The sequence below is a fragment of the Rudaeicoccus suwonensis genome, assembly GCF_007829035.1.
Classification (GTDB): domain Bacteria; phylum Actinomycetota; class Actinomycetes; order Actinomycetales; family Dermatophilaceae; genus Rudaeicoccus; species Rudaeicoccus suwonensis.
Genome location: NZ_VIVQ01000001.1, coordinates 1,905,030 through 1,916,909 on the forward strand (window position 1 = coordinate 1,905,030; position 11,880 = coordinate 1,916,909).

Here is an 11,880-nt window from a genome sequence, read left to right on the forward strand (position 1 = left end):
CACAGGCTGAGTTCACCGTGCATCTCATATGTGATCTACAATTTCGGCATGGCTGATGACTACCTCGTCCGCGTCGGGACGCTGATCCGCGACGCACGCCGCCACAAGAAGCTCACCCAAAATGAGTTGGCCCAATCCCTGCAGACTTCGCAGAGCGCCGTCGCCCGCATCGAGCAGGGCAAACAGAACCTCAGCCTCGAGACGCTGGCCCGCATCAGCGAGGCGCTTGACACCGAAGTCGTCGCGGTGGCGTCCTCGACGCCGCTGAATCTGCGGATTCAGGGCGGTCGCAAACTGTCCGGCGAGATCGACGTGCGCACCTCCAAGAACGCCGCCGTCGCGTGCCTGTGCGCCTCGCTGTTGAACAAGGGCAAGACCACCCTGCGCAACCTGGCGCGCATCGAGGAGGTCAACCGGATCACCGAGGTGCTCAACTCCATCGGCGTCAAGACCCGCTGGCTGCCCGACAGCAGCGACCTCGAGATCGTCCCGCCGGCGCGCCTCAACCTGGAAGCGATGGACGAGACGGCAGCGCGGCGCACCCGCACCATCCTGATGTTCCTCGGCCCCCTGCTGCACGGTTTCGACCAGTTCAAGCTGCCCAACGCCGGTGGCTGCGACCTGGGGTCGCGCACGGTGGAGCCGCACCTGCACGCACTGCAGGCCTTCGGGCTGAATGTCGTTGCCTCCCATGGCTATTACGAGGCCACGGTCAACCCGAACGTGCGCCCGACCAAGCCGATCATCCTCACCGAGCGGGGCGACACCGTCACCGAGAACGCCTTGTTCGCCGCCGCGCTGTATGACGGCACCACCGTGATCCGCAACGCCTCCCCGAACTACATGGTGCAGGATCTCTGCTTCATGCTCGAGAAGTTCGGCGTGCGGATCAACGGCATCGGCACGACCACCCTCGAGGTGCACGGGGTGCCGGAGATCGACGTGGATGTGGAGTACCACCCGTCCGAGGACCCCATTGAGGCGATGACGCTGCTCGCGGCAGCGGTGGTGACCGAGTCCACCATCACGATCCGCCGAGTGCCGATCGAGTTCATGGAGATCGAGCTGACGCTGCTTGAGGGCATGGGCATGAAGTACCACCTCAGCGAGGAGTACAAGTCCGCCAACGGCAAGACCCGACTGGTCGACCTCACGACTGAGCCCGGTCCGCTGGTCGCTCCGAAGGACAAGATCCACCCGATGCCCTTCCCCGGGCTCAACATCGACAACCTGCCATTCTTCGCCGTCATCGCGGCTTATGCCGACGGGCGCACCACCCTGCACGACTGGGTCTATGAGAACCGCGCCATCTATCTGACCGAGCTCACGCCGCTGGGCGTGAAGGTGCAGCTGATGGACCCGCACCGGGTGCTCATCGACGGCCCGACCCGGTGGCGTGCAGCCGAGGTCATGTCACCGCCCGCGCTGCGACCGGCCGTCGTCATCCTGCTGGCGATGCTCGCGGCGCCCGGCGTCTCCGTGCTGCGCAACATCTACGTCATCGACCGCGGCTACGAGGAACTCGACTCCCGGCTGAACAAACTCGGCGCCAACATCCAGACGTTCCGCGACATCTGAGCGCAGCAGGCAGCTGCCCGCACAATGAAGACCGCGTATCTGGACGGCCCCGGTGTGCTGGCAATGGCGCACCGGGGCTTTTCCCGCACCGGGCTCGAGAACTCGATGGCAGCCTTCGCGGCAGCTGTCGACCTCGGCTTCCGGTATGTCGAGACCGACGTCCACGCGACCAGCGACGGAGTGCTGCTGGCCCTCCACGACTCCACGCTCGATCGGGTCACCGACCGCACCGGCGTCATCGCCGATCTGCCATGGTCGGCGGTGCGGGAGGCGAAAATTGCTGGTACTGAACCAATTCCGACGTTCGACGAATTGCTGGAAACCTGGCCGGAGTTGCGGATCAACATCGATTGCAAGGCCGCGGGTGCTGTGCAGCCACTTGCCGAGGCGATCGAACGGCATGGGGCGCACGACCGGGTGTGTATCGCCTCGTTCTCCGATCGGCGACGCCGGTCGGTACTGCGCCAGTTGACCCGGCCGACCGCGACATCGGCCGGTCCCGTCACCACCGGTGCACTGGCGATCGGCCGGATTCCGTTGGTGCACAGTGCTTTCGGCGTCGACTGCATCCAGATCCCGCAACGGGTGGGCTCGCGACCGCTGGTGACCGCGCGGCTGATCCGGTCGATGCACGCTCGCGAGGTGCAGGTGCACGTGTGGACCGTCGACGATCCCGACGACATGCACCGCCTGCTTGACCTGGGGGTCGACGGCCTCATCACCGACCGCTCGGACGTGCTCAAAGACGTTCTCCAGCAACGCAATCAGTGGGTCTGAGCTACGCCGATCGAGCATCCACCAAACGCTTCGACAACCGCGATATTCGACGATGGGGCTGCTATGCCCGCCACAGTGTCGAATGTGGAGAGGTAAAACGAGCGAGCAACGCACGATGGGCCGGCAACATCCGCCGGCCCATCGTCATGTCTGCAAGGTCAGCGCGAGCGACCCGAGCTGAAACCAGCTGCCGAGTGTCCGGTGCCGCCACCATTGCCGCGGCCACCACGCTGCTGGCCGCCTCGACCGCCGTTGCGCGCTGCGGTCGGCGCACCCGAGCGCGACCCCTGCGAACCGCCGCGACCGCCCGAGCCGCCTCGACCGCCCGTGCCGTTGCCACCACCCAAGCCGCTACGACCACGGTTGTCGCCGCCGGATCGACCACCGTCAGACCGACCGCGGCCGGACGACTGCGAATTTCCCTGCGGCTGAGCCGAGCCCGAACCTGAGCCGCCTGACCGACCCCGACGACGACCGCCACCACCAGAGCCGGCGGGCTTCTGAGCCTGCTGCTGAGGCGTGACGGGTGCGACATACCCACCGTCGACGAGCACCCGCTCCCCCGGCGCCAACTCACGCAGCACCGGGTGCTGCGCGCTGTCGACCTTGGTGGTCGCGGGCTTGATGCCGGCCGCCTTGGCGAGACTGCGTACGTCGTTTCGCTGGTCGTCGGTCATCAACGTGATGACGGTGCCCTCGGCACCCGCCCGTGCGGTGCGACCGGAACGGTGCAAGTAAGCCTTGTGCTCTGCCGGCGGGTCTGCGTGCACGACCAGCGCGACATCGTCGACGTGGATGCCGCGGGCTGCGACATCGGTGGCGACCAGCGTGCTGGCCTCACCGGAGTGGAACGCGGCCATGTTGCGGGTGCGTGCGTTCTGCCCGAGGTTGCCGTGCAAGTCGACGGCGGGCACACCGCTCTTGTTCAGCTGCCGCGCCAACGCCTTGGCGCCATACTTGGTGCGAGTGAAGACAACCGTCCGCCCGGGCGCCGACGCAAGGTCGACCAGCACCGGCAGACGCAGCTCACGGGTGATGTGCAACACGTGATGGCTCATCTTGGCGACCGGCGACTGCGCCGAATCCGCCTCGTGCGTCACAGGTTTGCGCAGGAATTCGCGCACCAGCACGTCGATGGCCTTGTCCAGCGTTGCCGAGAACAGCAGGCGCTGACCACCCGTCGGTGTCTGCTTCAGCAGACGCCGCACGCCCGGCAGGAAGCCCAGGTCCGCCATGTGGTCGGCCTCGTCGAGCACGGTCACCTCGACCGCCGCAAGGGAGCAGTGCCCTTGGCTGATGAGGTCTTCGAGCCGCCCGGGACAGGCGATGAGAATGTCCACGCCCGAACGCAATCCGCGCACCTGCGGGTTCTGTCCGACGCCGCCGAAGACGGTCAGCGTGTTCAGGCCGGCAGTCGCAGCGAGCGGTGCGATGGCCGTCTCGATCTGGGTGACCAACTCACGCGTCGGGGCCAGGATCAGCGCGCGCGGCTTGTTCGGCGCAGGGCGGCGGTTGCTCTCGCCGAGCCGAGCAACGACCGGCAGCGCGAACGCATAGGTCTTGCCAGAACCGGTACGGCCACGACCGAGAACATCACGACCGGAGAGGGAGTCCGGCAGCGTCGCGGCCTGGATAGGTGTGGGATTCGTGATGCCCTGGGTCTTCAGGACATCGATAAGTCGTGCAGGGACGCCGATGGCGTCGAAAGATGAGCTCAATTCACTACTATCTGTGCGGTGTCTCGCCTCACCAGCCTGTTCCCTGATCTCAGGGGGCTGCGCATGGAGCGTGCTCGACATGCGGATCAACTCGTGGCGAGAACTTCGACGAGTGGATGACTCCAGTCTAGCGGTCAGCTCTCGAAATCCCCGAATCGCCAATCCGTCCAGCGCGTCTCAGCGCCACCTCGACGACCTCGTCCACGGTCGGATCGACGACCCGTGGCGCCCATGTCGTAACCTCGTACGGCGTCGCCGACACCAGCGCAGCCTCCATCGCGAACACCCGCGCCAGCCGGGCGATCAGCATTGCGTCATCCAGCGCCGCCAGCAACGAAGATGCCGGAACGACGTCGGCCCAGCCGGCGGCGTACGCGCGGAACAACCGCGCATCCCGCTCGGGATCGGGTGGCAGCCCGAAGTGGTATGACGGTCCGCGCAGCGCAATCAGCAACGAACACAACGGGTTTCCGACATACGCGTCGCCCCAGTCGAAGAACCGCGCGTCGTGCGCGGCCTTTGCGGTGTTGTCGGCGCAGAAGACGTTCCCGGCGTGCAGGTCACCGTGCTCGATAGTGAGCGGAAGACCCAACGAGTCCAGTCGATCGGCGGCATCGCGCAGCACCGGTTCCAGATCCGTGTGCCCGGCGCCACGACCCGCGAACCACCTGTCGACCAGCTGGTGTGGCCACGCTGCCGGAACCCCCGCACGCGTGACCTGATCGACGACAGCAACCGAAGCTCGCTGCAACCTGGAGTAGCTGCGTAACACCGACGACCAGAGACCGGTGATGGATTCGGTATCGGCGACGTCCCGTAACTGCGGTCCCTGATCGGGCATGAGCAACCACCGGCGCTCCTCATCGGCGGCCCAGACCGGCGGGAGCAGGTCCGGCGCGACGGCACTGAGCGCTGCGTAGATCGCCGACTCTGGAGGCGACGTGGGAAGTGCCGCCTTGAACCACGCCCGCCCGGCGGAGGTGTCGACCACCAACTGGGTGGACCACGGCCGCACTCTCGGCTGGCGTGGGGTGACGGGAATCCGCGTCAGACCACGACGCTCCAGGGATTCGTCGATCCACCGGGTGGCCGCCTGCCGCCACCGCACCGACGACCACAGCGCCGATGCCGACCCACCGTCGCCGACGACAGCGGGGTCCCTCACTCCTGCGCCGAAAGGCGCGACATCACCTCGGTGGCAATGACATCAGGAGTCAGGCCGATCGCCTCGAGCACCTGGCCCCGGGATGCGTGATCGAGGAACTGCTTCGGTATGCCGAAGGTATGCACCGCCGCCGGCACCCGCTCGGTCTGCAGCGTCTGTGCGACGGCAACACCGATGCCGCTGGTCACCAGGTTGTCCTCGATCACCACGACGTGAGCGACCGATCGGGCCAACGAGACCACGTCGGCGGACACTGGCAATACCCAGCGCGGGTCGACGACGAGCACCGAATGTCCCTGCGCCTCAAGCTTTTCCGCAACGCCGAGAGCGGTCGGACACATCGACCCGACTCCGACGAGCAAGACGTCCGGCTGCTCGGCGTCGTGCAGCACGTCGACCGCACCGTGCTGTCGCACGGCCGACAGAGGGTCACCCACGTCGCCCTTGGGAAAACGCAGGACCGTCGGTGCATCGTCGACCTCGACGGCCTCACGCAGTTGCAGGCGCACCTGCTCCCCGTCGCGTGGCGCTGCCAGGCGCAGCCCCGGCACGATCGAGCAGATCGAGATGTCCCACATGCCGTTGTGTGACGGGCCATCCGACCCGGTCACCCCGGCACGGTCGAGCACGAAGGTCACACCGGCATGATGCAGCGCGGCATCCATCAGCAACTGATCGAAAGCGCGGTTGAGGAAGGTCGCATAGACCGCGACGACCGGATGCATTCCGCCGAACGCGAGCCCGGAAGCCATGGTGACTGCGTGCTGTTCGGCGATGCCGACGTCGACGACACGTTCCGGGTATGCCGCAGCAAAACCGTCGAGACCGACCGGGATCATCATGGCCGCGGTGATCGCGACCAGGTCGTCACGCTCGGCGCCGAGGCGCACCATCTCGTCGTTGAACTCGTCTGTCCAGATACGGCCCGACACTTCGAACGGCAGACCGGTCTCGGGGTTGATCTTGCCGATGCCGTGCATGTGATCGGCGACGTCGTCCAGTGCCGGCTGATAGCCGCGGCCCTTCTGGGTGATCACGTGCACGATGCACGGGCCGTCATACGCACGCGCGCGGCGCAACGCCTGCTCGACCGCGGGTTCGTCGTGGCCGTCGACCGGCCCGACATACTTCATGCCGAGGTCCTCGAACATCCCCTGCTGGGGGGCGACGATGTCTTTGACGCCCTTCTTGACGCCGTGCAGCGTCTCGTACAGCAGTTCACCGACCACCGGCGTGTTGTGCAGGGTGGTCTTGCCCCAGTCGAGCACCCGTTCGTAGCTGCGGGTCGTGCGCAACGCGGCCAGGTGGTCGGCCAACCCGCCGATCGTCGGAGCGTAGGAACGCTCGTTGTCGTTGACCACGATCACCAACGGCAGGTCACGCTCGACGGCAACATTGTTGAGCGCCTCCCACGCCATACCGCCGGTCAATGCGCCGTCACCGATCACCGCGACCGTATGCCGCTGCGACTCCCCCGCCAGCACCCGCGCCTTGGCGATGCCCTCCGCCCACGACAGCGACGACGATGCGTGTGAACTCTCGACGACGTCATGCTCGGATTCCGCGCGCGACGGATAGCCCGAAAGGCCGCCCTGCTTCTTGAGTTTGGAGAAATCGTGTCTGCCGGTGATGAGCTTGTGCACGTAGGACTGGTGGCCCGTGTCGAAGACGATCGCGTCGCTGGGTGAGTCGAAGACGCGATGTATGGCGATGGTCAACTCGACGACGCCGAGGTTCGGGCCGAGGTGGCCGCCGGTCTTGGACACGGACTCGACGAGGAAAGACCGGATCTCGGCAGCGAGGTCGTCCAGCCGGTCCTCCGGCAGTTCCTTCAGCGCTCGAGGTGAGGTGATCGAGTCCAGCAGTCCCACGGTGTCGTCAGTTCCTTCCGCGCGCCGGGTCGACGCTTGTCGGGGTCGGTCGAGTCTACGCGGCGCGGGGCCGTGACGGCGAAGCGACGGGATGCGGCGCGGCGGCTCGGCCAACCGCCTCCTGCTACGGTGGACAACACATCAACCGACAGGGGAGCGCCTGGTGGCGCTGAGAGTGCGGATCGACCGCAGACCCTAAGAACCTGCTCCGGCTAGCACCGGCGAAGGGAGTCATTCATGGCTACTGTCAGCGCACCCCAGACCACACCGCCGTCATCGGACAAGCGGCCCCGACTCACGGCATACCGAACGATCGACCTGGTCACGATCGCAACCCTGGGCGTCGCGTGCGGTGTGGTCTTCTGGGGCTGGTCCCAGGCCTGGAACGGCATCAGCACACTGGCTCTGTTCGCTGCTCCTCCCCTGCTCGGATTGCTGGCCGGCCCCTGGCTCGTCGGCGGGATCCTGGGCGGGCTGATCGTGCGACGGCCGGGAGCCGCACTCGCCACCGAATTCATCGCTGCCTTCGTCGAGATGCTGATCGGCAACCAGTGGGGCGCGAGCACGATGGTCTCCGGCCTGCTGCAGGGCCTCGGCGCCGAGATCGTCCTCGCCATACTGCTGTATCGGCGTTTCGGCCCGGTCGCGGCCGGCCTCTCGGGAGCACTGGCCGCAGCGCTGGAGATCTTCTACGAGTGGCACGCGTACTACGGCTACTGGACGTGGAACTACAAGCTGGCCTACCTGGGCTGCACGATGCTGTCGGGACTGGTCATCGCAGGGATCGGCGGCTGGCTGATCGTGCGAGCCATGGCTGCGACCGGGGTGCTCGACGCCTTCGGCCCCGGACGTGAGCACCACGACCGCACCGCGGTGTGACGGGCGTCTCTGCTGCGCTGGCGGGCTTCGGCTGGCGACCGCTCGGTCGTCGTGCCGAGGTCGTCAGCGGCCTTGACCTGACCCTCGCACCCGGTCAGATCACATTGCTCGCAGGTGGCAGCGGGGCCGGCAAGTCGACTGTATTACGAGCATTTGCAGGCGTTCTCGGCTCTTCGGTGCCAGGCGAAGCGAGCGGCCGCATCACGATCGACGATGCGCACATCGGCTTGCTGCTGCAGAATCCCGCCGACAGCCTGGTGGCCACCACCCTCGGGCGTGAGGTCGCCTTCGGCCCGGAGAATCTCGGGCTGCCGCGAGACCAGATCTGGCGCCGGGTGCACGAGTCGTTGGAGCGGGTCGGCCTGCAGTATGACGTCGAGCGGCCGACCAACGCGCTGTCCGGAGGTGAGTTGCAACGCCTTGCTCTGGCGGGCGTGCTCGCGATAACACCCGGGCTGCTGCTGCTGGATGAACCCACCTCGATGCTGGATGACGCGACCGCGGCGCACGTGCGCAAATACATCGTGCGGGTCGCGCGTGAGACCGGTGCCACCACCGTCGTGGTCGAACACCGGATCGGGCCGTGGCTGCCGCACTGCGACCGGGTCGTGGTGCTCGACCGCGGGCAGCTGATCGCGGACACCGACCCGCACTCGTTCATCGCCGACCAGCACGACGCGATGATGTCCGCGGGTGTGTGGATGCCCGGCGCGCCGGACCCGGCGCCCGTCGACGTTCCCGAGGACTGGGTGCGACCTGTTCGTCGCGGACCGACGCTGACCGCGGATTCGTTGTCGGTGGAGCTCGTGATGCGCACACTGCGCGGAAGCATCCGCCACCGCGCTCTGCGCGATACGTCGGCAATCCTCGAATCAGGTGCGCTCACCGCCCTTACCGGTCCGTCAGGGGCGGGCAAGTCAACCCTGCTCGCTGCTCTCGCCGGTCTGCTGCGACCCAGTGGCGGCTCTGTCAGCGGCGCGACACCGCCGCTCGACCGTCGCGCATCCAGGTCCCTGGCGCAGATCGCCGGCTTCGTGCCGCAGAACCCCGAGCATGGCTTCCTCACCCACCGGGTGCGCGACGAGATCGAGCTCACCGCGCGGCTGGTCGGCCGTTCGGTGGAGACCGAGGGGTTGCTGGATCTGATGCGGCTGAGTCACCTGGCCGATGCAAATCCGTTTCAGCTCTCCGGCGGCGAACAGCGGCGGCTCGCGGTGCTGGCCGGGCTCGCGCATCGGCCGGAACTCGTCCTGCTCGATGAGCCGACCGTCGGTCAGGACCGCCACACCTGGGCTGCTGTCACGGGGTGGGTCACCAGCGCTCGCGCGTCGGCCGCCACCGTGGGTGTCGCCACGCACGATGCGAGCCTGATCGCGCTCGCGGACTCCGTCATACATCTGGACGACGGGCGGTCGGCGTCGTGAAACATGTTCTGCCACAGGCCAATCCGCTCGCACTGTTGGCAGTCGGACTCAGTGCAGTGGTGGGATCCTTCTTTGTCGGATCCGCCACGGCCGGCGGTCTCACCGTCCTTCTGTATGCCGCAATCGCCGGATGTTTGGTCCCGCAGTGGCAACCGGTGCGCTGGCGATTGGTGGCGGTCGGAATAGCCGCGGTGTCGCTGTGGTGGTCGACGTGGCTGCTCGGGGGCCACCACCCGGACCTGGCCACAGAGGCCGCGACGCGCGTCCTGGTGCTGGCCCTGCCCGGCGCGGTCCTGATGGCGTTCGTCGATCCGAGCCGACTCGGGGACGCACTGCGCCAACAGTTGCGCCTGCCGGCGCGGCCGGTGGCGGCTCTCACCGCCGCACTCACCAGATTCGAGACGCTGGGGCAGGTCTGGGAGCAGGTGCGCCGGCTTCGTCGCATGCGCGGGATGGGCGCCGGCCGCAACCCGTTCGCACAAGTCCGTGCGACGACCGCGACGAGCTTCACACTGTTGGTCTCCGCGATGCGAGGAGCCACTCAGCTGTCGATCGCCATGGATTCCAGGGGCTTTCGGCTGGCCCACGATCGAACGTCGGCACACGACTCGGCGTGGTCCGTCGTCGACACCGTCCTGCTCCTCGGCGGCATCGTCGCCACCATCGTGGCGCCGGTGGTCCTCTCGGCCTGGTGACGCGACGTCAGCGAGTCAGAGCCGTCACGACAGCAACGACGACCACGACAAGAATCGCGACGAGTGCCCAGCCCTGCCAGGTCTGCGGTCGCACACCGATGCCGACCCGCTTGGGCCCGAACCATGGCTTGTTTTCTGACATCACAGACTCCCCTTCTGACAAACCGGACGGCGTCTCCGTCCGGAAGTTCATCGCATGCTTGCTTCAGCGTTGTGCCGTCAGTGCAGCGCGAGTGGCAGGACGACGCCCAGCACGACGAAAGCCAGCAACGCAATGGTCAGCGCCATACCGGCCGGCGCTCCGACGTTGACGGTGTAACCGACGCCGACCCGCTTGGGCACAAAGACCGCAGGATCGTCGCGGTTGAAGTAGACCAAGCCACCTTTCCAGACCCGATCATCATCGGGTGAATCGGCGGCCGAAGTGCCCGATTTCGTTGAAGATTCGGATGTCACAACCACTTGATGCTCTCCGCGCAGCCTGGTCGCCCGCACGACAGCGAAGCCGGCAAATGCCAGCATCACGACCGTCATCGCAATGACCACGACTCCGCGGAGCTCGTCCGGCACCGTCAGGTATGTCGTTGTGCCGACCACCGCGAACATCGTTGCTACGAGCACGACAGCTCCGCTCAGGATTGTCGTCGTGACGCGCAGCGTTGACTCGGCGCGCTGTTTCGCGCCCCCTTGGTCACCATCGGCGTAACGACGGGGCGGCAACTTCGCGAGAATCACCAGCAGCACTCCGAGCACGACCGTCACCACGAGCCCTATGAGCAGCGGCCCAAAGACCGTCATGACGCTCTTGTCGGCCCACGAATCGGCCCGTCCGCTGATTCCGAAGTGCACCGGGAACCGCTGCGGCAGTTGACTCCAACGGGCGACACCCACGGCGGCAGCGACAGCCTGGACCAGCAGTGCGACGCCGATCGACCACCACACTCGCCGTGGCGTCGCGTGTGCCTGCGGTGAGACCGAGGCAGACGCCACGACGGAAACATCGTCATACCAATGGCTTTCGCGCTTGGTCATGATGATGCTCCGGCGACACCAGATGAGCGCGAGCGCACCCGCCGCGACCATGCCGAGTGTCCCGACGGCAAGCCCCACGGCGGGGTTCGGGATGGCGACGACTGCGACGAGAAGGACCACACCTGCACTGCCCGTGATGCGGTGGAAGCGGCGAATCGCGATGGCCACAACGGGGTCTGCGGCATACCGCGCCGGGACGCTGACGCCCAGTGGCACGGTCGGTCGGGACAGTTGCGGCGACAGGTAGACACATCCCGCGATCAGCAGGACGACTGCGATGTTGACCCAGATCATGCCTGCAATCCCCTGTCTGCTCCCGTGAAACTCGTTGCGACTGCATCGCATTCGTCCAACAGCGACTGCAGGGGCACGCCCTTGGCGATCTCTTCGGCGAAGAGCATCCGCACGCGGTCGTGCCAGTCGAATGATGGCGACGACTGCACCGGATGATCGGGGTCGCAGGCAACCACCGATCCGGACTTGGCATTCGTCGTCAGAAAGCCGTCCTCACGCAGACTGTCGTAGGCCTTCACGACGGTCGCCGGATTGATACCGAAGGCCACGGCCAACCCGCGAACCGACTGCAGGGCCTCTCCGTAGCGCAGTCCGCCACCTGCGATCGCCTCGACGATGCGGTCGCGCAACTGCTGGTAGATCGGTGTCCGCGACTGCGGTTCCAGAACGATCTCCACGGCGGCCCTTTCGCACAATCTGTATTGCACCTATCAACACAGTCAACTG

The 11,880-nt window shown here is 66.6% G+C and carries 11 protein-coding genes and 1 riboswitch; of the genes, 5 read left to right on the forward strand and 6 right to left on the reverse strand.

The annotated features are described in order from the left end of the window. The first annotated feature begins 48 nt into the window (after nt 1-48). Both BKA23_RS08735 and BKA23_RS08740 read left to right on the forward strand, forming a co-directional pair. Nucleotides 49-1,578 (forward strand): helix-turn-helix domain-containing protein, encoded by a 1,530-nt coding sequence (locus tag BKA23_RS08735; protein WP_145227320.1) that lies wholly within the window; start codon nt 49-51, stop codon nt 1,576-1,578. A 24-nt stretch (nt 1,579-1,602) separates the two neighbouring features. Next, entirely contained in the window at nt 1,603-2,355 is a 753-nt protein-coding gene (locus tag BKA23_RS08740) for a glycerophosphodiester phosphodiesterase family protein (protein ID WP_145227322.1), read from the forward strand. A gap of 158 nt (nt 2,356-2,513) precedes the next feature. Here the strand turns inward: BKA23_RS08740 and BKA23_RS08745 are convergent, their stop codons facing one another. From BKA23_RS08745 to dxs, 3 genes are all read right to left on the reverse strand, one after another. Further along, complete coding sequence (locus BKA23_RS08745) at nt 2,514-4,073, reverse strand: DEAD/DEAH box helicase (RefSeq protein WP_246104531.1); 1,560 nt, start codon at nt 4,071-4,073, stop codon at nt 2,514-2,516. A 127-nt stretch (nt 4,074-4,200) separates the two neighbouring features. Beyond that, complete coding sequence (locus BKA23_RS08750) at nt 4,201-5,238, reverse strand: phosphotransferase (protein ID WP_145227326.1); 1,038 nt, start codon at nt 5,236-5,238, stop codon at nt 4,201-4,203. Next, the gene (gene dxs / locus BKA23_RS08755; RefSeq protein ID WP_145227328.1) at nt 5,235-7,109 is read right to left on the reverse strand and encodes a 1-deoxy-D-xylulose-5-phosphate synthase; all 1,875 of its coding nucleotides are present in this window, start codon (nt 7,107-7,109) and stop codon (nt 5,235-5,237) included. The genes BKA23_RS08750 and dxs overlap by 4 nt, the downstream gene beginning before the upstream one ends. A gap of 140 nt (nt 7,110-7,249) precedes the next feature. Continuing rightward, a riboswitch (TPP riboswitch) is annotated at nt 7,250-7,356 on the forward strand. Here dxs and BKA23_RS08760 point away from each other — a divergent pair. The 3 genes from BKA23_RS08760 to BKA23_RS08770 all read left to right on the forward strand — a co-directional run bounded on the left by BKA23_RS08760 (nt 7,347) and on the right by BKA23_RS08770 (nt 10,107). Continuing rightward, on the forward strand, nt 7,347-7,988 hold the full coding sequence (locus tag BKA23_RS08760) for an ECF transporter S component (RefSeq protein ID WP_145227330.1): 642 nt from the start codon (nt 7,347-7,349) through the stop codon (nt 7,986-7,988). (Overlaps the previous riboswitch by 10 nt.) Then, nucleotides 7,985-9,412: an ABC transporter ATP-binding protein gene (locus BKA23_RS08765; RefSeq protein ID WP_145227332.1), complete on the forward strand. Its 1,428-nt coding sequence runs from the start codon at nt 7,985-7,987 to the stop codon at nt 9,410-9,412. The genes BKA23_RS08760 and BKA23_RS08765 overlap by 4 nt, the downstream gene beginning before the upstream one ends. Further along, a complete protein-coding gene (locus BKA23_RS08770; RefSeq protein ID WP_145227334.1) occupies nt 9,409-10,107 on the forward strand; it encodes an energy-coupling factor transporter transmembrane component T family protein in 699 nt (232 codons plus the stop codon). The genes BKA23_RS08765 and BKA23_RS08770 overlap by 4 nt, the downstream gene beginning before the upstream one ends. 7 nt (nt 10,108-10,114) lie before the next feature. On the opposite strand, the gene BKA23_RS18125 is transcribed toward BKA23_RS08770, so the two are convergent. The 3 genes from BKA23_RS18125 to BKA23_RS08780 all read right to left on the reverse strand — a co-directional run bounded on the left by BKA23_RS18125 (nt 10,115) and on the right by BKA23_RS08780 (nt 11,831). After that, nucleotides 10,115-10,249: a hypothetical protein gene (locus tag BKA23_RS18125; protein ID WP_281287543.1), complete on the reverse strand. Its 135-nt coding sequence runs from the start codon at nt 10,247-10,249 to the stop codon at nt 10,115-10,117. Nucleotides 10,250-10,326: 77 nt separating this feature from the next. Continuing rightward, complete coding sequence (locus BKA23_RS08775; RefSeq protein WP_170226430.1) at nt 10,327-11,433, reverse strand: DUF1648 domain-containing protein; 1,107 nt, start codon at nt 11,431-11,433, stop codon at nt 10,327-10,329. Further along, complete coding sequence (locus BKA23_RS08780) at nt 11,430-11,831, reverse strand: GntR family transcriptional regulator (protein WP_145227338.1); 402 nt, start codon at nt 11,829-11,831, stop codon at nt 11,430-11,432. Before BKA23_RS08780 ends, BKA23_RS08775 begins: the two co-directional genes overlap by 4 nt. Between the last annotated feature and the right edge of the window lie 49 nt (nt 11,832-11,880).